The organism is Streptomyces sp. CNH189 (assembly GCF_000527195.1).
Map to the genome: position 1 here is coordinate 53,617 of NZ_AZUS01000006.1, position 20,868 is coordinate 74,484.

General features: G+C 73.7%; 16 protein-coding genes. 13 read left to right on the forward strand and 3 right to left on the reverse strand.

The window, feature by feature from the left end:
• Positions 1-77 precede the first annotated feature (77 nt).
• The 5 genes from B100_RS0110380 to nudC all read left to right on the forward strand — a co-directional run bounded on the left by B100_RS0110380 (position 78) and on the right by nudC (position 10,442).
• Positions 78-464, forward strand: coding sequence for an MGMT family protein (locus B100_RS0110380; RefSeq protein ID WP_024884369.1), 387 nt, complete (start codon positions 78-80; stop codon positions 462-464).
• Positions 465-721: 257 nt separating this feature from the next.
• Complete coding sequence (locus tag B100_RS0110390; protein WP_024884370.1) at positions 722-4,171, forward strand: ATP-dependent DNA helicase; 3,450 nt, start codon at positions 722-724, stop codon at positions 4,169-4,171.
• A gap of 100 nt (positions 4,172-4,271) precedes the next feature.
• A complete protein-coding gene (locus B100_RS0110395; protein WP_024884371.1) occupies positions 4,272-7,928 on the forward strand; it encodes a UvrD-helicase domain-containing protein in 3,657 nt (1,218 codons plus the stop codon).
• A gap of 10 nt (positions 7,929-7,938) precedes the next feature.
• Entirely contained in the window at positions 7,939-9,351 is a 1,413-nt protein-coding gene (locus B100_RS0110400; protein WP_024884372.1) for a dipeptidase, read from the forward strand.
• A gap of 146 nt (positions 9,352-9,497) precedes the next feature.
• The gene (gene nudC, locus B100_RS0110405; RefSeq protein WP_024884373.1) at positions 9,498-10,442 is read left to right on the forward strand and encodes an NAD(+) diphosphatase; all 945 of its coding nucleotides are present in this window, start codon (positions 9,498-9,500) and stop codon (positions 10,440-10,442) included.
• Positions 10,443-10,522: 80 nt separating this feature from the next.
• Here the strand turns inward: nudC and B100_RS0110410 are convergent, their stop codons facing one another.
• A complete protein-coding gene (locus B100_RS0110410) occupies positions 10,523-10,765 on the reverse strand; it encodes a mycoredoxin (protein WP_024884374.1) in 243 nt (80 codons plus the stop codon).
• A 194-nt stretch (positions 10,766-10,959) separates the two neighbouring features.
• Between B100_RS0110410 and B100_RS0110415 the strand changes: the two genes are divergently transcribed.
• The 5 genes from B100_RS0110415 to B100_RS0110435 all read left to right on the forward strand — a co-directional run bounded on the left by B100_RS0110415 (position 10,960) and on the right by B100_RS0110435 (position 14,852).
• On the forward strand, positions 10,960-13,167 hold the full coding sequence (locus B100_RS0110415) for an ATP-dependent DNA helicase UvrD2 (protein WP_199785231.1): 2,208 nt from the start codon (positions 10,960-10,962) through the stop codon (positions 13,165-13,167).
• A gap of 162 nt (positions 13,168-13,329) precedes the next feature.
• A complete protein-coding gene (locus B100_RS35420; RefSeq protein ID WP_078540821.1) occupies positions 13,330-13,647 on the forward strand; it encodes a hypothetical protein in 318 nt (105 codons plus the stop codon).
• A gap of 172 nt (positions 13,648-13,819) precedes the next feature.
• Positions 13,820-14,188 (forward strand): WhiB family transcriptional regulator, encoded by a 369-nt coding sequence (locus B100_RS0110425; RefSeq protein WP_024884377.1) that lies wholly within the window; start codon positions 13,820-13,822, stop codon positions 14,186-14,188.
• On the forward strand, positions 14,185-14,508 hold the full coding sequence (locus tag B100_RS0110430) for a hypothetical protein (RefSeq protein ID WP_024884378.1): 324 nt from the start codon (positions 14,185-14,187) through the stop codon (positions 14,506-14,508). The genes B100_RS0110425 and B100_RS0110430 overlap by 4 nt, the downstream gene beginning before the upstream one ends.
• 134 nt (positions 14,509-14,642) lie before the next feature.
• Positions 14,643-14,852 carry a hypothetical protein gene (locus B100_RS0110435; RefSeq protein ID WP_024884379.1) on the forward strand — a complete coding sequence of 70 codons (210 nt, stop codon included), beginning with the start codon at positions 14,643-14,645 and terminating at the stop codon, positions 14,850-14,852.
• A gap of 51 nt (positions 14,853-14,903) precedes the next feature.
• Here the strand turns inward: B100_RS0110435 and B100_RS0110440 are convergent, their stop codons facing one another.
• Together B100_RS0110440 and B100_RS0110445 are read right to left on the reverse strand one after the other, a co-directional pair.
• Complete coding sequence (locus B100_RS0110440) at positions 14,904-16,271, reverse strand: ABC1 kinase family protein (protein WP_024884380.1); 1,368 nt, start codon at positions 16,269-16,271, stop codon at positions 14,904-14,906.
• Complete coding sequence (locus B100_RS0110445) at positions 16,264-17,490, reverse strand: TOMM precursor leader peptide-binding protein (protein WP_024884381.1); 1,227 nt, start codon at positions 17,488-17,490, stop codon at positions 16,264-16,266. The genes B100_RS0110440 and B100_RS0110445 overlap by 8 nt, the downstream gene beginning before the upstream one ends.
• A 216-nt stretch (positions 17,491-17,706) precedes the next feature.
• Here B100_RS0110445 and B100_RS33860 point away from each other — a divergent pair, with 216 nt between their 5' ends.
• From B100_RS33860 to B100_RS0110460, 3 genes are all read left to right on the forward strand, one after another.
• Positions 17,707-18,303 carry a M48 metallopeptidase family protein gene (locus tag B100_RS33860; RefSeq protein WP_037722577.1) on the forward strand — a complete coding sequence of 199 codons (597 nt, stop codon included), beginning with the start codon at positions 17,707-17,709 and terminating at the stop codon, positions 18,301-18,303.
• A 136-nt stretch (positions 18,304-18,439) separates the two neighbouring features.
• Positions 18,440-20,170, forward strand: a complete 1,731-nt coding sequence (locus B100_RS0110455) for a TerD family protein (protein WP_024884383.1) — start codon at positions 18,440-18,442, stop codon at positions 20,168-20,170.
• An 11-nt stretch (positions 20,171-20,181) separates the two neighbouring features.
• Positions 20,182-20,862 (forward strand): AIM24 family protein, encoded by a 681-nt coding sequence (locus B100_RS0110460; protein WP_024884384.1) that lies wholly within the window; start codon positions 20,182-20,184, stop codon positions 20,860-20,862.
• Positions 20,863-20,868 lie beyond the last annotated feature (6 nt).

Here is a 20,868-nt window from a genome sequence, read left to right on the forward strand (position 1 = left end):
CGCTGCTCCGGGGCGAGTCGTCCGGCCGTGCGCGCGAGCGCGTCGCGTTGTCGGTGCGGTGGGGCAGGATGGTCCGGATGAGCGAGGAGAGCCTTCCGCCCGACGACGGCCACCAGCCTCCGGACGCCCTGCCCGCCTATGCCGAGCGGGTCCTGGAGGTGGCCGAGCTGATCCCGCCGGGCCGCGTGATGACGTACGGCGACGTGGCCGAGTGGCTGGGGGAGGGCGGGCCCCGGCAGGTGGGCCGTGTGATGGCGCTGTACGGGGGCGCGGTGCCCTGGTGGCGCGTGGTCCGCGCGGACGGCGTCCTGCTGCCCGGCCACGAACTGCGGGCCCTCGGTCACTACCGCGCGGAGGGCACACCGCTGCGGGAGGCGGGCCGGGCCGCGGAGGGCCATGTGCCCCGCCTCGACATGAGACGCGCGCGGTGGGACGGCGGCGTGGACACCGGGGGTCACACCTGACAGCTTCCGGCATCCCGGCCGCGGACGTGTGACCTGTGATGCTTCAGAGGGACATGAGGCACATCCGCGGCATGACGTACGTTCGTGAGTCGAGGGACGCGGGTGCCCGGAGTGGCGGGAGGGAAGAAGCGGAAACCCTGCTTCCGCTCTTTCCCCCGGCGTAGCGTCGGCTGCGCGTGTCCCCCTCACCCCTCGTCCACCGTCCCCCACACGCGGCGGACAGCCGAACAGCACACCCACCAGGACCGGCGAACCACGTGAGCTCCTTCTCCTCCACCAGCGGCCTGTCGCACCCCCAGGTGCGGCGGGGGAGCCGTGGCGCCTACCGACTGGTGCGTACCCCGCCGGCCCGCGTGAATCCCCCCCGTCTGGACGCCGCCCAGCGCTCCGTGGTTGAGCACGGCAGCGGCCCGATGCTCGTCCTGGCGGGTCCGGGCACCGGGAAGACCACCACGCTGGTCGAGTCCGTGGCCGCCCGGATCGCCCGCGGCGGCGACCCCGAGCGCATCCTGGTGCTCACCTTCAGCCGCAAGGCGGCCGTCGAACTGCGCGACCGCATGGCCCTGCGCATCGGCGCGGCACAGGCCCCGCAGGCGACCACGTTCCACTCCTTCTGCTACGCCCTGGTCCGCGCCCACCAGGACAGCGGCCTGTTCGTCGAGCCGCTGCGCCTGCTCTCAGGACCCGAGCAGGACGTCACCGTCCGCGGGCTCCTCGCCGGCCAGGTCGACCTGGAGCGGCTCGGCCTCTCGCACGTGCGCTGGCCGGACGAACTGCGCGCCTGCCTGACCACCCGCGGCTTCGCCGACGAGGTCCGCGCGGTCCTCGCCCGCAGCCGCGAGCTCGGGCTCGGCCCCGAGGCCCTCGACGCCTTCGCCCGCCGCATCGGCCGCCCCGACTGGCGCGCCGCCTCCGCCTTCCTCGCCGAGTACCTCGACGTCCTCGACCTGCAGGGCGTCCTCGACTACGCCGAACTCGTCCACCGCGCGGTGCTCCTCGCGCAGCGCCCCGAGACCGCCGGGCAGCTCGCCGGCCGGTACGACGCGGTCTACGTCGACGAGTACCAGGACACCGACCCCGCCCAGGTGCGGCTGCTGCGCGCCCTGTCCTCCGGCGGTCGCACCCTCGTGGCCTTCGGCGACCCCGACCAGTCGATCTACGCGTTCCGGGGCGCCGACGTCGGCGGCATCCTGGAGTTCCCGCACGCCTTCCCCCGCGCGGACGGCCGGCCCGCTCCCGTCCAGGTGCTGCGCGCCTCCCGCCGCTCCGGCGCCGCCCTGCTGGAGGCGACCCGCAAGGTCACCCGGCGGATGCCGCTGCCCCGCCTGCCCGCCGAGAAGGTCCGCCTGCACCGGGAGCCCACGCCGGTACGGGACGGCGGCCGGGTCGAGGTGTACACCTACCCGACGGCCGGCACCGAGCTGGACAACGTCGCCGACATCCTGCGCCGCGCCCACCTGGAGGACGGCGTCCCCTGGAACGACATGGCGGTCCTGGTGCGCGCCGGCTCCCGCACCCTGCCGACCGTCCGCCGCGCCCTCACGTCCGCGGGCGTCCCCGTGGACGTCGACGGCGACGACCTGCCGCTGCGCCACGAACCGGCCGTCGCCCCGCTGCTCACCGCCCTGCGCGCGGTGGCCGCGGCCGAGGCCGCCGACCGGGAGGGCACCGGGGGCACGCGCGAGGTCGGCTCTGGGGAGGGCACCGGGGCCGCGCCCGAGGGCGGCGCCGGGGAGGACACCGGGCGCACTCCCGAGGACAGCGGGCGCACTCCCCAGGACGGTGCCCACGAGGACACCGGGGCCGCGCCCGAGGACGGCGCCGGGGAGCCGTGCTGGCTCGACACCGAGACCGCGCTCACCCTCCTCGCCTCTCCCCTCGCCGGCATGGACGCCGCCGACCTGCGCCGGCTCGGACGTGCCCTGCGCGAGGAGGAACGGGCCGCGGGCAACCCCCTGCCGCCGCCCTCGGACGACCTGCTCGCCCGCGCGCTGGCGGAGCCCGAGCGGCTCGCCGTGCACGACCCCGCCTACGCGCGCGGTGCGCAGCGGCTCGGTGCCCTGCTGCGCCGGGCCCGCGAGCGCCTGGCCGGCGGCGGCACCGCCGAGGAGGCCCTGTGGGACCTGTGGGACGGCACACCGTGGCCGCAGCGGCTGGAACGCTCCGCCCGCCGCGGCGGCGCCGCCGGCCGCAACGCCGACCGTGACCTCGACGCGGTGTGCGCGCTGTTCGCCACCGCCGCCCGCGCCGAGGAGCGCACCGGCGGCCGGGGCACCCTCAACTTCCTCGAGGAGATCGAGGCCGAGGACATCGCCGCCGACACCCTCACCCGGCGCGCCGCCCGCCCCGACGCCGTACGCCTGATGACCGCCCACCGCGCCAAGGGGCTGGAGTGGGGCCTCGTCGTCGTGGCGGGCGTGCAGGAGGGCCTGTGGCCGGACCTGCGGCGCCGCGGGTCCCTGCTGGAGGCCGACCGCATCGGCCGCGACGGGCTCGCCGAACCCCTGACCCCCGGCGCGCTGCTCGCCGAGGAGCGCCGCCTGTTCTACGTCGCCGCCACCCGCGCGCGTGACCGCCTCGTGGTGACCGCCGTGAAGGCCCCGTCCGACGACGGCGACCAGCCCTCCCGATTCCTCACCGAGCTCGGCGTCGAACCGAAGGACGTCACCGGACGCCCGCGCCGCCCGCTGTCCGTCGCCGCGCTCGTCGCGGAACTGCGCGCCACCACGGTCGACCCCCGGGTCTCCGACGCCCTGCGCGAGGCCGCCGCCCGGCGGCTGGCCCGGCTCGCCGCGCTCGCCGACGAGGACGGCCGCCCCCTGGTGCCGTCCGCGCACCCCTACCGGTGGTGGGGCATGCACGACCCGACCCGCAGCAAGGTGCCGCTGCGCGACCGCGACCAGCCGGTCGTGCTCTCCGGCAGCGCCCTCGACCAGCTCGCCAACACCTGCGCCCTCCAGTGGTTCCTCGGCCGCGAGGTGAAGGCCGACGCGCCCGCCACCGCCGCCCAGGGTTTCGGCAACGTCGTCCACGTCCTGGCCGACGAGGTGGCCTCCGGGCACACCCCCGCCGACCTCGCGGTCCTCATGGAGCGCCTGGACTCCGTGTGGAACGCGCTCGCCTTCGACGCGCCGTGGAAGTCGGCCCAGGAGAAGGAGAACGCGCGCGTCGCGCTGGAACGCTTCCTGGAGTGGCACGTCATGGACCGCACCGGCCGCACCCCGGTGACCAGCGAGCACGACTTCGACGTCACGCTGGACTCCGGCGACCTGCGGGTCCGCATCCGGGGCCAGATGGACCGCGTCGAGGCCGACGCCGAGGGACGCGCCTACGTCGTCGACTTCAAGACCGGCAAGCAGGCGCCGAGCTCCAAGGAGGTGGAACGCCACCCCCAGCTCGCCGTCTACCAGCTCGCCGTCCGTGAGGGAGCCGTCGACGACGTCTTCGACGGGGTGCGCCCCGAACCGGGCGGCGCCGAGCTCGTGCAGCTGCGCCAGGGTGCCGCCAAGCGGGACGGCGGCGAGACCCTGCCGAAGGTGCAGGCGCAGGAGCCGCTGGAGGGGGAGTGGGTCGGCGACCTGCTGGCCACCGCCGCGGGCAAGGTCCTCGACGAACGGTTCACCCCGACCGCCGGCCAGCACTGCGCCCACTGCGCGTTCCGCGCCTCGTGCAGCGCCCGCCCCGAGGGCCGCCATGTCGTCGAGTGACGGGCGTGACGCATCGCACCACCCCGTCTGACCTGTGCTTTTCCTCTCCCGCCGGGCTCAGGACGCCCCCGGTGTCAGCGCCCGCCGCTAGATTCGGTGTGTGACCGCCCGTATCACCGATCCCGACCAGCTCAAGGAGCTCCTCGGGATCCCGTTCACCCCGGAGCAGACGGCCTGCATCACCGCGCCGCCCGCCCCGCAGGTGATCGTGGCCGGAGCCGGCTCCGGCAAGACGACGGTGATGGCGGCGCGCGTGGTCTGGCTGGTCGGCACCGGCCAGGTCGCCCCCGAACAGGTCCTCGGCCTCACCTTCACCAACAAGGCCGCCGGGGAGCTCGCCGAACGCGTCCGCACCGCCCTGATCAAGGCCGGCGTCACCGACCCGGATGCCCTCCCGTCACCCGACCACCACCCCTCATCGACGACGCTTCGCGCCGGCCCCTACCTGTCGGACCCGGACAACCCCCCGGGCGAGCCGGTGATCTCCACGTACCACGCCTTCGCCGGCCGTCTGCTCACCGACCACGGGCTGCGCATCGGGCTGGAGCCCACCTCCCGGCTGCTCGCCGACGCCACCCGCTACCAGCTCGCCGCGCGCGTACTGCGGGAGGCCCCCGGCCTCTACCCGGCCCTCACGCGCTCCTTCCCCGACCTGGTGGGCGACCTCCTCACCCTCGACGCGGAACTCTCCGAGCACCTGGTGCGGCCCGAGGACCTGCGCGCCCACGACGCCGAACTGCTCCGCGCCCTGGAGAACACCAAGCTCACCAACGCCGACCTGCGCAAGGTCCCCGAGGCCGCCGGCGCGCGCCGCGAACTCGCCGAGCTGGTGCTGCGATACCGGGACGCCAAGCGCGAGCGCGACCTGCTCGACTTCGGCGACCAGATCGCCCTGTCCGCGCGGCTCGCCACGCTCCCCGAGGTGGGCCGTGTGCTGCGCGACGAGTTCCGGGTCGTCCTCCTCGACGAGTACCAGGACACCTCCGTCGCCCAGCGCGTCCTCCTCGCCGGGCTCTTCGGGGGCGGCACCGGCCACCCGGTGACCGCCGTCGGCGACCCCTGCCAGGCGATCTACGGCTGGCGCGGCGCCTCCGTCGCCAACCTCGACGACTTCCCCGAGCACTTCCCGCATGCCGACGGCCGCCCCGCCACCCGCCAGTCGCTCAGCGAGAACCGCCGCAGCGGAGGCCGGCTGCTCGACCTCGCCAACGGCCTCGCCGAGCCGCTGCGCGCCATGCACGCGGGCGTGGAGGCGCTGCGCCCGGCACCCGGCGCCGAGCGCGACGGCACCGTGCGCTGCGCCCTGCTGTCCACCCACGCGGAGGAGATCGACTGGATCGCGGACTCGATCGCGCACCTCGTGAACACCGGCAAGGCGCCCGGCGAGATCGCCGTCCTGTGCCGCACGGCGACCGACTTCGCCGAGATCCAGTCCGCTCTGGTCGCCCGGGACGTCCCCGTCGAGGTCGTCGGACTGTCCGGGCTGCTGCACCTGCCCGAGATCGCCGACCTCGTCGCCGTCTGCGAGGTCCTCCAGGACCCCGGCGCGAACGCCTCCCTCGTCCGGCTGCTGACCGGCCCGCGCTGGCGCATCGGCCCCCGCGACCTCGCCCTGCTCGGCCGGCGCGCCCGCCGCCTGGTGTCCCACACGCGCGTGGACGGCGACGACGACCCCGACCGGCGGCTCGCCGAAGCCGTCGAGGGCGTCGACCCCGCCGAGGTGATCTCGCTCGCCGACGCCCTCGACACGTTCCTGGAGACCCCGCTGGAGGGCGGCGGGGACGAGGACGGGCTGCCCTTCTCACCGGACGCGCGCGTGCGTTTCGCCCGCCTCGCCGCCGAGCTGCGCGATCTGCGCCGGTCCCTCGCCGACCCCCTCATGGACGTCCTGCACCGCGTCCTCGCCGTCACCGGACTCGAGGTCGAGCTGTCCGCGTCCCCGCACGCCCTGGCCGCCCGGCGCCGCGAGACCCTGTCCAACTTCCTGGACATCGCCGCGTCCTTCGCTGCCGGCGACAACGAGGCCACCCTGCTCGCCTTCCTCGGTTTCCTGCGCACCGCCGCCCAGTACGAGAAGGGCCTGGACAACGCGCTGCCAGGAGGCGAGAACACCGTCAAGGTGCTCACCGCGCACAAGTCCAAGGGCCTGGAGTGGGACGTCGTCGCCGTGCCCGGGCTGGTCACCGGCACCTTCCCCAGCGACCGGGGCCGCGAGAAGTGGACCGCCCAGGGCAAGGTGCTGCCGCACCGGCTGCGCGGCGACGCCGACACCCTGCCCGACGTGCCCTCCTGGGACTCGCGGGGACTGAAGGCCTTCCACGAGGCCATGAAGGAGCACCAGCACACCGAGGAGCTGCGCCTCGGTTACGTCACCTTCACCCGCCCCCGCTCCCTGCTGCTCGGCTCCGGCCACTGGTGGGGCCCCAGCCAGAAGAAGCCCCGGGGGCCCTCCGCGTTCCTGCTCGCCCTGTACGAGCACTGCGCCGCCGGATACGGCGAGATCGAGGCGTGGGCGGACGAACCCGCCGAGGACGAGGAGAACCCGGCCCTGCGGCGGGCCGGCGACGACCAGGCCTGGCCGCTGCCCCTGGACGACGCGGCCCTCGCCCGGCGCCGTGCCGCCGCGGCGACCGTCCTCGCCCATCTGGACCGTCTCGCCGCCCACCCGGACGGCGGCGCGGCGGCCGTGCACGACCCGGAGACCTACGACGACCCCGACTGGCCGCCCCCGCCGGACGACGAGGAGTTCCTTCCGGAGGACCTCCCCGACGACTACCTCGACGACTCTGCCGACGACTTCGCCGAGGACGGGCCCGGTGCGGACGCCGACCCGGGCGACTGGGACGCGTGGACCACCGAACGCCCGGTCGTCCCGCACCAGGCGACGGCCCCTGACGCGCCCCGCGCGCAGCCCCGAGGCGTGCCCGGCGGCCCGGACCTGCCGGCGCCCGCGCCCGCGGAGCCTCGCGTCACGCCCCAAGAGCCCCGACTCACGCCCCCGGACGCCCGCCTCACCCCCGAGGAGGCCCGAACCGTCGCCTCCTGGGACCGCGACCTGGACGCCCTCACCGGGGAGCTGCTGCGCGCCCGCGACAGCGTCACCGAGGTCCGGCTGCCCGCCTCCCTCACCGCCTCCCAGCTGCTCCGGCTGGCTGAAGACCCCGACGGCTTCGCGCGGGAGCTGGCCCGTCCCATGCCCCGGCCGCCCCAGCCCGCCGCCCGCCGCGGCACCCGGTTCCACGCCTGGGTCGAGGCACGCTTCGAAGAGCTGACCCTGCCGATGCTCGACCCCGAGGAGCTGCCCGGAAGCGACGCCGAGATCGCCGACGAGCGCGACCTGGAGGCCCTCAAGGAAGCCTTCGAACGCACCGCGTACGCCCACCGCACCCCCCACCGCGTGGAGGCGCCGTTCCAGCTGTCGATCGCCGGACGCGTCGTCCGCGGCCGCATCGACGCCGTCTACCGGCACGAGGGCGGCGAGGGCGAGGACGGCGGCGCGGTCACGTACGAGATCGTCGACTGGAAGACCGGCCGGGGCCGCACCGCCGACCCGCTGCAGCTCGCCGTCTACCGGCTCGCCTGGGCCGAGCAGCAGGGCGTCCCGCTGGACGCCGTCAGCGCCGCCTTCCTCTACGTGCGCACCGGCGAAGTGGTGCGTCCCGAGCGCCTCCCCGGCCGCGCCGAACTGGAGCGACTGCTGCTGGAGGATCCGTACGGTGAGATTCCGCACTCCGAGGACACCCCCGCGGGCCGATAGGCTCGTAGGTATGAGCCAGCCCGTTGACAATGCCGTCGACGCCGTCCGTACCTATATCGCAGACCACCGCGCGGCGTTCCTCGACGACCTTTCCGCCTGGCTGCGTATCCCCTCCGTCTCGGCCCAGCCCGACCACGCCCCCGACGTGCGCCGCAGCGCCGACTGGCTCGTCGCCGCCCTCAAGGACACCGGCTTTCCCACGGCCGAGATCTGGGACACCCCCGGCGCCCCCGCCGTCTACGCCGAGTGGCCGGCCGACGACCCCTCCGCGCCGACCGTCCTGGTGTACGGCCACCACGACGTGCAGCCCGCCGCGCGCGAGGACGGCTGGGACAGCGACCCCTTCGAACCGGTCGTCCGCGGCAACCGCCTCTACGCGCGCGGTGCCGCCGACGACAAGGGCCAGGTCTTCTTCCATACCCTCGGCGTGCGCGCCCACCTCGCCGCCACCGGCCGCACCACCCCCGCCGTCCACCTGAAGCTGCTGATCGAGGGCGAGGAGGAGTCCGGCTCCCCGCACTTCCGGGCGCTCGTCGAACAGCACGCCGACCGGCTCGCCGCCGACGCCGTGATCGTCTCCGACACCGGCATGTGGTCCGAGGACACCCCGACCGTGTGCACCGGCATGCGCGGCCTCGCCGAGTGCGAGATCCGGCTGTACGGCCCCGACCAGGACATCCACTCCGGCTCCTTCGGCGGCGCGGTGCCCAACCCCGCCACCGCCGTGGCCCGGCTGGTGGCCGCCCTGCACGACGAGGACGGCCGGGTCGCGATCCCCGGCTTCTACGACGGCGTCGTCGAGCTCACCGACCGCGAGCGCGACCTCTTCGCCCGGCTGCCCTTCGACGAGGAGCGGTGGCTGCGCACCGCCCGGTCGCACGGCACCGGGGGCGAGGCCGGATACAGCACCCTGGAGCGCATCTGGGCGCGACCCACCGCCGAGGTCAACGGCATCGGCGGCGGCTACCAGGGCCCCGGCAGCAAGACGATCATCCCGTCCTCCGCCACGGTGAAGCTGTCCTTCCGGCTGGTCGCCGGCCAGGACCCCGCACAGGTACGGAACGCGGTCGGCGCCTGGGTGCCCGGGCGGCTGCCGGAGGGCATCCGGCACGAGATCACCTTCAGCCCCGCCACCCGTCCCTGCCTCACCCCACTCGACCACCCCGCTCTGCGGTCCGTGGTCCGGGCGATGGGGCGTGCCTTCGACAAACCCGTGCTCTTCACGCGCGAGGGAGGATCCGGCCCGGCCGCCGACCTCCAGGACGTCCTCGGGGCGCCGGTGCTCTTCCTCGGCATCTCCGTCCCCTCCGACGGCTGGCACGCCCCCGACGAGAAGGTCGAGCTGGACCTGCTGCTCAAGGGCGCCGAGACCAGCGCCCACCTCTGGGGCGACCTCGCCGAGCACTGGCGGCACGCCCCCTGACCACCCACGCCGTCCGGAAACGCCCGCCCGCGCGCGGCACACTGGAGAAGCCGCGCCTCGCGCCCGCCGGACCCGGTCCCTCCCGCTTTCGTCCGCCAGACCGCCCGCCGACCCGATCCGTTCCCCCGGGGGAGTTGGAAGCACCCGTGACCACCAGGACCGACCACACCGCCGACCGCCCCATCTCGCTCACCGCCCCGAGCGGCATCGACCGCGCCGCCCACCACCGGCTCGACGAGGCATGGCTCGCGGCGGCGTGGAGCCACCCCTCGACCCGCTGCTTCGTGGTCTCGGGCGGCCAGGTCCTCATCGACGAGACGTCCGACGGGCGCACCGAACTCGTCATGACCCCCTCCTTCGAGGCCCCGCTCACCGAGGCACACCGCTACTTCCTGGGCACCGACGAGGACGGCGTCAGCTACTTCGCGCTGCAGAAGGACGCCCTGCCCGGGCGCATGGACGACTCCGCCCGTCCCGCGGGCCTGCGCGAGGCGGGGCTGCTCCTGTCGCCGCGCGAAGCGGGCCTGATGGTGCACGCCGTCGCCCTGGAGAACTGGCAGCGGCTGCACCGCTTCTGCTCCCGCTGCGGCGAGCGCACCGTCATCGCCGCGGCCGGCCACATCCGCCGCTGCCCCGCCTGCGGTGCCGAGCACTACCCGCGCACCGACCCCGCGGTGATCATGGCCGTGATCGACGACCAGGACCGCATCCTGCTCGGCCGCCAGGTCCACTGGCCCGAGGGCCGCTTCTCCACGCTCGCCGGATTCGTCGAGCCGGGGGAGGCCATCGAGCAGTCGGTGCGCCGCGAGGTCCACGAGGAGGTCGGCATCGGCGTCGGCGAGGTCGAGTACGTCGCCAGCCAGCCCTGGCCCTTCCCCTCCAGCCTCATGCTCGGCTTCGTCGCCCACGCCACCTCACAAGAGATCAACGTGGACGGCGACGAGATCCACGAAGCCCGTTGGTTCTCCCGCGACGAGCTCCGCGCCGCCTTCGAGTCCGGCGAGGTGCTCCCGCCCTACGGCATCTCGATCGCGGCCCGGCTGATCGAACGCTGGTACGGCGAGGACCTGCCGATGCGCAACGCCTTCTGACCGCCGTCCGACACGACGGAGCGGGGTGGCCAATCCCGTGAGGGACAGCCACCCCGCTCCGTCGTGTGCGGGACGCTCGCTCAGGCGCCGATCTTCTGCTTGACCTGCGCCAGCGACGGGTTGGTGAGCGTCGAGCCGTCGGCGAAGAGGACGGTGGGCACCGTCTGGTTGCCGCCGTTGGCCTTCTCCACGAAGGCCGCGGACTCGGGGTCCTGCTCGATGTTGATCTCGGTGTACGCGATGCCCTCGCGGTCCATCTGGCTCTTCAGCCGGCGGCAGTAGCCGCACCACGTGGTGCTGTACATCGTCACAGTGCCCTGCATGCCTGTCGCGCTCCTTCGGCGGCTCGGGGAAGTCCTCGGTGTGGGGGGAACGTACTTGAAAGCGCAGGCATTCCCGCCGCCGGGCCCGTCGATCATGGTCCCGGGACGTGACGCTTGCCGCATTCGTACGACTGCGGGGCCTTCCCTGTGGACAACCGGCTCACCCGTCCCGGGCGACCTGGCAGCATGGCTGTGTGACAGCAGCAACGCACTCCACCCTCTTCCCGCAGGTACCGGACTCGGCCGACGCGGTGCTCGAAGGGCTCGACCCCGAGCAGCGCGCCGTGGCGACCGCGCTGCACGGACCGGTGTGCGTGCTGGCGGGCGCCGGCACCGGCAAGACCAGGGCGATCACCCACCGCATCGCCTACGGGGTGCGGGCGGGGATCCTCCAGCCCTCCAGTGTGCTCGCCGTCACCTTCACCAACCGCGCCGCGGGGGAGATGCGCGGCCGGCTGCGGCAGCTCGGCGCGGTGGGTGTGCAGGCGCGTACGTTCCACTCCGCGGCGCTGCGCCAGCTCCAGTACTTCTGGCCCAAGGCGGTCGGCGGCTCCCTGCCCCGCCTGGTCGACCGCAAGGTTCAGCTGGTCGCCGACGCGGCCGCCGCCTGCCGCATCCGGCTCGACCGGGGTGAGCTGCGGGACGTCACCGCCGAGATCGAGTGGTCCAAGGTCACCCAGACCGTCCCCGCGGACTACCTGGCCGCCGCGGCCAAGGCCGGCCGGGAGGCGCCCCGCGACCCCGCCGAGATCGCCCAGCTGTACGCCGCCTACGAGGAACTCAAGCGCGAGCGCTCCGTCATCGACTTCGAGGACGTACTGCTCCTCACGGTCGCCGTCCTCCAGGACCGGCAGGACGTCGCCGAGCAGGTCAGGGCCCAGTACCAGCACTTCGTCGTCGACGAGTACCAGGACGTCAGCCCGCTCCAGCAACGCCTGCTGGAGCTGTGGCTCGGCGACCGGGAGAACCTGTGCGTGGTCGGCGACGCCAGCCAGACGATCTACTCGTTCACGGGAGCAACCCCCGACCATCTGCTGGACTTCCGTATCCGTCACCCCGGGGCCACCGTCGTCAAGCTGGTCCGTGACTACCGCTCGACCCCCCAGGTGGTCCGCCTGGCCAACGGCCTGCTCGGCCAGGCCCGGGGCCGGGCCGCCGACCACCGCCTGGAGCTGGTCTCCCAGCGCGCCGCGGGGACCGACCCGGTCTTCGCCGAGTACACCGACGAGCCCGCCGAGGCCGAGGGCGCCGCGCGCCGCATCCGCGAACTGATCGACTCCGGGGTCCCGGCCGGCGAGATCGCCGTCCTGTTCCGCACCAACTCCCAGTCCGAGATCTACGAGCAGGCCCTCGCCGACGCGGGCGTGCCCTACCAGCTGCGCGGGGCCGAGCGGTTCTTCGACCGTCCCGAGGTGCGCAAGGCGATCACCGCCCTGCGCGCGGCGGCCCGCTTCGGCGGCAACGACGCGCTCCTCGACGACGCCCCCGACCTGCCCTCCCAGGTGCGAGCCGTGCTCTCGGGCGAGGGCTGGACGCCGCAGCCGCCGGCCGGTTCCGGCGCGGTCCGTGAGCGTTGGGAGTCCCTGGCCGCCCTGGTGCATCTCGCCCAGGACTTCACCGCCGCCCGGAGCGGCGCCACGCTCGCCGATCTCGTCGTCGAACTCGACGAGCGGGCCGGCGCCCAGCACGCGCCCACGGTCCAGGGCGTCACGCTCGCCTCACTGCACTCGGCCAAGGGCCTGGAGTGGGACGCCGTCTTCCTGGTCGGTGTCGCGGAGGGCATGATGCCGATCACCTACGCGAAGACCGACGAGCAGATCGAGGAGGAGCGCCGTCTCCTCTATGTCGGCGTCACCCGCGCTCGCGAGCGGCTCCACCTCTCCTGGGCGCTCGCCCGCTCGCCGGGCGGCCGGCCCAACCGGCGTCCCAGCCGGTTCCTCGACGGACTGCGCCCGGGGTCGAACACCCCCGCGGGCCGCGCGGGCACGGCCGGTGCGGGAAGCGTGGAGCGCGGCACCTACACCAGGACGCCCGCCGCGACCGAGCCGGCGCCGCGCCGCAGACAGCGCACCCCCGCCCGCTGCCGGGTCTGCGGCCGCACGCTGACCGACGGCGGCGAGATGAAACTGATGCGCTGCGAGGACTGCCCCTCCGACATGGACGAGGGACTGTACGAGCGGCTGCGCGACTGGCGCGCCGACCAGGCCCGGCGCAGCGGACAGCCCGCCTTCTGCGTCTTCACGGACAAGACACTGATCGCCATCGCGGAGGCCGTCCCCGACGACGAGCAGGAACTGGCCCGGATTCCCGGCGTGGGGATGCGCAAGCTACGCCGGTACGGCGACGACGTTCTGGCCCTCTGCGCGGGCGGCGACCTCGCCGAGGGACAAGATCAGGACTGATCCGAACTCGTCGGAAAAATAGTTTGCGCATGCCCCGGGAATCCCCATAGGTTCTTAGGCACGGGGACGGTGGCCTTCTCGGAGGCCCTGATTCCGTGTTGTACTTGCATATCCGCGGACCGGTTCGCCCGGTCCCCCAGACGCCGAGAGGAGGCGAGTCCAGTGATCAGCATCAACATCAGCACCAGCGTCAAACTGACCGATCGCTCGGCCGTCTCCCTGTGCATGCTCGGCGCCTCCAACCGGGGCACCGGTCTGTCCGGCATTCCTGCCGTGCGTCCGGCGTCCTCCCCCGCCTCCGCGGGCCTTGTGGTCCGTGAGCGCGATGAGCGACCGACCAAGGCACTGGAAGCAGCAGTAGCGGCACAGGCGCAGGCCTATGCCTTTGCGGCGGCCGGTGCCGGATTCCGGAAGCAGACGACGCAGCACCACCTGATGTGGGCCTTCCGTGGGCCAGAACCCTGGAGTGATCCAGCCTGATTCGATCAGGCCGGCGCCTTCAGGGCCGCGGAACCCCATCCGGGATCCGCGGCCCTTCTGTTTTCCCTGAACGGGGAGGCAGAGCAAGGCGCCTCGGGACAAGAAAAAAGAACCCGGTACCAGCCGCCACCCGGCCGACCGGCCGGACACGACCAGACGAGGAAGACGACCCGTGCAACTCGAAGCGCACGTCCCGTCCGTACCGCCTTCCGACACGATCCCCAAGCCCGGCTCCACGGAGGACCCGACCTTGACTCCGCTCACCGCGCTCACCGCGCTCGACGACGCCATCGAGAACCTCGGCGTACCCGTCCCGTGCCGCTCCTACGACCCGGAGGTCTTCTTCGCGGAGTCGCCCGCGGACGTCGAGTACGCCAAGTCCCTCTGCCGTACCTGCCCGCTGGTCGAGGCCTGCCTCGCCGGCGCCAAGGAGCGGCGTGAGCCCTGGGGCGTCTGGGGTGGCGAGCTGTTCGTCCAGGGCGTCGTCGTCGCCCGGAAGCGGCCGCGTGGCCGCCCGCGCAAGAACCCGGTCACGGCATGAACACCCCCGGAACGATCGACCGTCCCCTCACGCACGACCCCCAGAAGCAGGCCCCGATGACGCCGTCCACTCACGAGCCCGCAGGCTCCGCGACCGAAGACTTCACCACCAGCGGTGCGAACGACTCGCGCCAGAACAGGACCCGAGAGATGCAACTCATCCCAGAAGCCCTGGCCCGTGCGCATATGCACGAGCGACTGCAGGAGGCGCAGCGGGAACGTCAGGCCAGCGGCCTGGTGACCGCGCGCCGGATGCAGCGCCGGGCCGAGCGAGCCTCGCGGCGCGCCCGCCGCGCGCTCGCCATGGCGGTCATGCAGTAAGGCGTACGTCCGCCTGAAGCGACGGCCTCCCAGCCGGAGGCCCGATCTCCCGCGGGGGCCGGTCCGTGTGAACGGACCGGCCCCCGCGGTGCGTTGGCCGGACGGCGCCTTCCGCACGGGGTTATCGTCGCCGGGTGACGAGTCATCCCGGTGGCAGTGACGACGACGGCCCCGTGACGGAGCCCGAGCCGCTGGTCTGCGCCCGCTGCGGTCTGCGCGCAGCAGCCCCGCAGCCGGCCTGGACCCTCTCCGTGGAGGACGGCGCCCGCCTGCACTACTGCGAGCGCTGCTCCCGCGAGAACCTGCGCGCGATCGAGGGCCGGCTGGACCCGCAGTGGTGGTGACCCGGTTCGCCACGCCCGCCGCGTCCCGGTCACACCGGCCGCTCCGGTCGGTCAGGCCTGCGCCGCCTCGTCCTCCACGCCCGGCTCCTCGGGGAGGAACGACGGCAGCCAGTCCTCCAGCTCCTCCCGCAGCCGGACCGTGGCACCCAGCTGGCACAGCACGCCGATGGTGCTCAGCGTCACCCGGTGGATCAGCAGGTAGGCCGGCGGCAGATTGAGCTGCTTGGCCAGCTGGTACGCCGGGGAACGGGGATCCGCTATCCGGGCCGCCTGACTGCGCATCCAGCCGCGGGTGAAGGTGAACGTGTCGGCGCGCGCCGGTTCGATGATCGGCGAGAGGTAGTCGAGGACGGCGTCGGGGTCCAGCTCCACGGACTCCTTGACGAAGCCCTCCGCGCAGAGCATCTCGTAGACGGCCTCCGCCTCGCCGTCCAGCGTCATGCGCAGCGCCTCGCCGATGGGGGCGGGCAGCCCGTCGGGCAGCCGGTCGACGGTGCCGAAGTCCAGGACGCCCAGACGCCAGTCGTCCTCACCCCCCGGACCCCCGGGAAGCAGACGGAAGTTGCCCGGATGCGGGTCCGCGTGCAGCAGGCCGGTGCGGGCGGGACCGGAGAACAGGAAGCGGGCCAGGAGCTGTCCGGCCCGGTCGCGCTGCTCCTCGGTGCCGTCGGCGATGATCTCCGACAGCGGTGTGCCGTCGATCCACTCGGTGATCAGTACCTGCTCGCACTGGTGGACCACGTCCGGGACGACCACGTCGGGATCGCCGGCGAACTCCTCGGCGTGCGCCCGCTGTGCCTGCGCCTCCAGGCCGTAGTCCAGTTCCTCGGAGACACGGTCCTTGAGCTCTGTGATCAGCGGCTTCACGTCCATGCCGGGAACCAGGGGGCCCAGCAGACGGGCGAAGCGACTCAGCTGGTTGAGGTCGGACAGCAGCGCCTCGCCGGCGCCGGGGTACTGCACCTTGACCGCGACCTCGCGGCCGTCGTGCCACACCGCCCGGTGCACCTGGCCGATCGAGGCGGCCGCGGCCGGCTTGTCCTCGAACTCCTGGAACAGTTCCGGCCAGTCCTCACCCAGCCGCTCCTCGAGCACCGCGTGCACCGTGCGGGTCGGCATCGGCGGGGCGGCCTCCTGCAGCTTGGTCAGGGCCGCCCGGTAGGGACCGGCGACCTCCTCCGGCAGGGCCGACTCGAAGACGGACAGGGCCTGGCCGAACTTCATGGCGCCGCCCTTGAGCTCGCCCAGCACCTTGAAGAGCTGCTCGGCGGTGCGCTGCTGGAGTTCGCGGCCGACGAGCTCCGCGGACTCGCCCACGATCCGCTTGCCGAGTCCCCAGGTCGCCCGCCCGGCGAAGCCGAGCGGGAGAGCGGCCAGCTTGGCGGTCCGGGTGACCGCCTTGCGGGGAAGATCAGACATGCGCCCTCCAGGTCCTTGCCGGCCGCTCCGTGTCCGCCTGACGGCGGGACTCCTTCGACGACCCGTGCCCGGCCATTGTCTCGTGCGACCCCCCGTCGGCGGGGGTGTGTTCTCCCTTACCTTTGTCCGGGTCCGCGTCAGCGGCCCCGCACAGGCAGTGACGGTGCGGGGCCACCGGACGGGGCTGCCAGTGCAGCTGAGGGAGGGACACCTCCCAGCGCGCACCCGCACTGGACGGCATCCGCCCGTCGAGGAAGGCCAGCGCGTGCGCGGCGGCGAGCCCCGCCACGGTGGCGGCCAGCGCCAGATCGCAGGCACCCACTCTGCGCTGACGGCCCGAGCGCCACTGGGCCACCAGCCGCGGCCACGCCGGGTCCCGGTCGACGCGGCCCTGTTGGAAGCAGCCGGCGCAGCCGGTCTCGCCGGGCAGGACGAGCGGTCCGACCACACCGGTGCCCTCCACCACCCCGGCGTAGAGATGGGGCGTGCCCGACGACATGAGGGACTCGGCGGACGACGGGTCCGGCGCGTGCACGGCGACGTCGTCCCGCGGGGCGAGCACCACCAGGGAGTGGCCGGGATCACCCTGGGAGAGAGGGGTGCGGGCGGCGCGGCGCGGCGGCCGGTCCGGCGCGCACCGGCGCACGGCCCGCCGGGCCGCCACCTCCCGCCGCTCGCCGACCGCCTCCGCGGGCAGTCCGCCGGGCGCCACGTCCCACGGCTCGACCTGTCCGACGTCCCGCACCTCGACCTCGCCGACGCCCGCCCCGGACAGCAGCGACGCCAGTGCCGCCCCCACCCGGCCCGCTCCTCTGACCTGCACCCGCATGCTGCGACGCGCCGCCAGCACCAGGGGCGGCTCGCCCGGCTCGACGGTGGTCAGACCGAGCGAGGCCAGGTCCGGGCGGAGCCGGTCGAGGACGCCGGACTTCGCGCGCAGGGCGTCGGCGGCCGGGCCGCCACCCCGGGAGTCGTCCAGCAGCCCGGCACGGGACAGCCGCCGCACCAGCCGGTCGACGTGGCCGTCGGGCAGCTCCATGCGCCGGCCCTCCTCGCGCAGCAGATCCAGTCCCCGGGTGCCGTCGAGCAGGTCCAGCAGGCTGCCCGTGGCCGTGTCCACCGGCCCCAGCGTCAGCGCGTGCGCCGGTGTCATCCCGAACTGCACGGTGCTGCGATCGCGCCAGCCGCGCCGAAGGGCGGGCTTGATCATCGGATGCATGACGGACCCCCGTATGTCCTGGAACGTGCCTGTGACCGGGCCGGTCCGCTCGCGGTCCGGCCGGCGCTGCCAGCATGCCTGGGGTCGCCGAAAGGCGGCCGAAAGTTGTCCACAGGAGCCCGAATTCGTCGTACAAATCCGGCGCCCGGTGACGGGATCGCCGGAGAACCGTCCCGGAGCCGGGACTTCCCCGGGTGCAGCGGGTACGGTCGGGGCGTGCCCGCCGACCCACTGCACCGCGCCGGAACACCACAGCGCAGCGCGACGAGCCAGCCGACGGACGGCTCACGGGCGAGCGCGATCGAGGTCCGCAGGAGCTCCCGCAGACGTAGAACGGTCTCCGCGTACCGCGAGGGCGATCGCACCGTCGTGCTCATCCCCGCCCGGATGTCCGAGGCCGAGGAGCAGCGCTGGGTGAGCGTCATGCTCGACAAGCTCGCCGCCCAGGAGAGCAAACGCACCCTCGGCGACGCCGAGCTGGCCGAGCGCGCGCGGCGACTGTCGGAGCAGTACTTCGACGGCCGGGCCCGCCCCGACTCGGTGCGCTGGGTGACCAACCAGAACACGCGCTGGGGCTCGTGCACGCCGGCCGAGGGGAGCATCCGGCTGTCCCACCGGCTCCAGGGCATGCCGGAGTACGTCGTCGACTACGTGCTCTGCCACGAGCTGGCCCACCTCCTGGTCCCCGGGCACGGCCCCCGCTTCTGGCGGCTGCTGGAGGCCTACCCCCGCACCGAACGGGCCCGCGGCTACCTCGAGGGCGTGGTCGCGGCCGAGCGGCTGCCGCACGTCCCGGGCGCCCGGGACGAGTGACCCCCGCCCGAGGTGAACGCGGCGCGAGGGCGCCCGCGCGTTGTGTACCGGGTCTGTACCGACTGCTTCCGGTGTCCGGGATTGCCGTTAGCCTGGCGCGACGCACTCACATTCGGGATGGGGGACGGTCGTACGCATGGCCAGGGAATTCCAACGCGGCCACAAGGCCAGGATCAGTGACCTCACCGCGGGTACGGACCTGTACGTAGGAGTACAGGTCTCCGGCCCGGGGCTCAGCTTCGACATCAGCTGCTTCGGGCTCGACGCCGACGAACGGCTCTCCGACGACCGGTACTTCGTCTTCTACAACCAGCCGAAGTCCCCCGAGGAGTCCATCCAGCTCCTGGGTGCCCAGGCGGGCGACACGGAGTCCTTCCGCGTCACGCTGGACCAGATTCCGCAGCAGATCCGGAAGCTGTCCTTCACGGCGACGATCGACGGCGCCGGGCAGATGTCGCAGGTCGGGCCCGGGTACATCCGTATCGTCGCGGGCGGCGAGGAAGTGGCGCGGTACCCGTTCAGCGGCTCGGAGTTCTCCACCGAGCGGGCCGTGATGCTCGGCGACTTCTACTTCAAGGACGTGTGGCGGTTCGCCGCCGTCGGCCAGGGCTTCGACGGCGGGCTGGACGCGCTGCTGCGCAACTTCGGCGGCGAGGTGGCCGACGACGAGCCCGCTGCGCCCGAGCCGCAGCCGGCCCCGCAGCCGCAGGCCCGGCAGGCCGCGCCCGGATTCGCCCCGCCCGCGTTCGGCGTCCCCGGAGGCGCAGCTCCCGCCCCGGCCCCCGCGCCGCAGCCCGCCGCTCAGGGCTTCGCACCCCCGCCGGCCCCCGCGCCCGCCGCGCCGCCGCCGCCGGTGCATTCCGCGCCCACGATCGTCGCGCCCATGCACACGCCGCCCGGAGGCGCGCCGGTGCCGCCCCCGGCCCCGGCTCCCGCCCCCCTCGGCCAGACGCCCCCGGGCTACGGCCAGCCACCCGCGCCGCCGCAGGCCGCGCCGCCCCCGCCCGGCTACGGCCAGCCCGCGGCGCCTCCGGGAGCCCCCGCGCCGCCGCCGGGCTACGGTCAGCCGCCCGTCGCCCCCCAGGCTCCCGCCCCGCCGCCCGGTTACGGCCATCAGCCCCCGCCCGGCCAGGTGCCCCACCAGCAGGCCCCCTACGGCGCGCCCCAGGGCATGCCGCAAGGGATGCCGCAGGGTGCCCCGCAGGCCGCCGGTGTGCTCGGCGCGCTCCAGACGTACAAGGAGACGCCCACCGGACAGCGCTGGACCCAGCAGAACAAGAAGCTGGTCCGCGCCGACCTCGGCATCGGCGGCCAGCCCGTGCTCGCCCGGCAGGGCAGCATGGTGCTCTACCAGGGCAAGGTCGACTTCAGCTACAAGGGCGCCGGCTTCACCGGCCGCCTCGCGGGCAACGCCACCGGCCAGGAGATGCAGCTGATGCGCTGCACCGGCCAGGGACAGGTGTTCTTCGCCGAGAACTCCACGATGCTGCACCCGATCGAGCTCCAGGGCGACGCCGTGTGCGTCTCCGCGGAGAACGTCCTCGCCTTCGACGAGGGCCTCCAACACGAGATCCGCCGCATCGAGGGGCACGGCATCCCCGGCGGCGCGCTGTTCACGATGCAATTCCAGGGCACCGGCACGATCGTCGTGAAGACGCACGGCACGCCCGTGGTGCTGCCGGTGACACCCACCACGTTCGCCGACTGCAACGCCGTGGTCGCCTGGTCGGCCGCCGCCCAGGTGGTCGTCTCCAGCCAGGTGCGGATGCGCCGCAACTCCTACCCCGGCGACACCGGGGAAAGCGTGAACCTGCAGTTCCGGGGCGCCCCCGGCAACTTCATCGTCGTCCAGCCGTACGAGATCTGAGGGAGCCCGTCATGAACCAGCCACTCGCGGGCTACGCCCCCGCCCCCGTCACCGCCCGCATGGAGAACCACGGCAACCACATGCTGAAGGTCGCCATGCAGACCGGGAACGACCTCCTCGCGCGCGTCGGGTCGATGGTCGCCTACGAAGGGTTCGTCCAGTACGAGCCCAACCCGCCGGCCGTCCGCCAGATCGCGAAGGACTGGCTCACCGGTGAGGGCGCGCCCCTGATGAAGTGCTCCGGCGACGGCCTGCTCTACCTCGCCGACTACGGCGCCAACGTCGTCGTGATCAACCTCAACGGCGACGGCATCTCCGTCAACGCCACCAACCTGCTCGCCTTCGACGCCCACCTCACCTGGGGTGTGGAGCGGGTCAAGGGCCTGGCCAAGTTCGCCGGGCAGGGCCTGTGGAACACCAAGATCTCCGGCCAGGGCTGGGTCGCGCTGACCTCGCGCGGCAAGCCCATCGTCGTCGACTGCGGAGGCGGCGAGGACGAGACGTACGTCGACCCGGACGCCCTGGTCGCCTGGTCCCCGAACCTCAAGGTGAAGGGCAAGCGCAGCTTCCGCGCCCAGTCGCTGATCGGCCGCGGCAGCGGCGAGGCCTACCAGATGGCCTTCTCCGGTCAGGGCATCGTCGTCGTCCAGCCCAGTGAGGACAGCACCGACCGTCTTCGGTTCCGGGGCTGAGGGGGA

Excerpts from the sequence above, each read along its gene's own strand:
- B100_RS0110460 (WP_024884384.1), top strand. The coding sequence starts at position 20,182 with ATGAACCAGCCACTCGCGGGCTACGCCCCCGCCCCCGTCACCGCCCGC.
- B100_RS0110430 (WP_024884378.1), top strand. The coding sequence starts at position 14,185 with ATGAACACCCCCGGAACGATCGACCGTCCCCTCACGCACGACCCCCAG.
- B100_RS0110380 (WP_024884369.1), top strand. The coding sequence starts at position 78 with ATGAGCGAGGAGAGCCTTCCGCCCGACGACGGCCACCAGCCTCCGGAC.
- B100_RS0110445 (WP_024884381.1), bottom strand. The coding sequence starts at position 17,490 with ATGCATCCGATGATCAAGCCCGCCCTTCGGCGCGGCTGGCGCGATCGC.
- B100_RS0110440 (WP_024884380.1), bottom strand. The coding sequence starts at position 16,271 with ATGTCTGATCTTCCCCGCAAGGCGGTCACCCGGACCGCCAAGCTGGCC.
- B100_RS0110410 (WP_024884374.1), bottom strand. The coding sequence starts at position 10,765 with ATGCAGGGCACTGTGACGATGTACAGCACCACGTGGTGCGGCTACTGC.
- B100_RS0110400 (WP_024884372.1), top strand. The coding sequence starts at position 7,939 with ATGAGCCAGCCCGTTGACAATGCCGTCGACGCCGTCCGTACCTATATC.
- B100_RS0110455 (WP_024884383.1), top strand. The coding sequence starts at position 18,440 with ATGGCCAGGGAATTCCAACGCGGCCACAAGGCCAGGATCAGTGACCTC.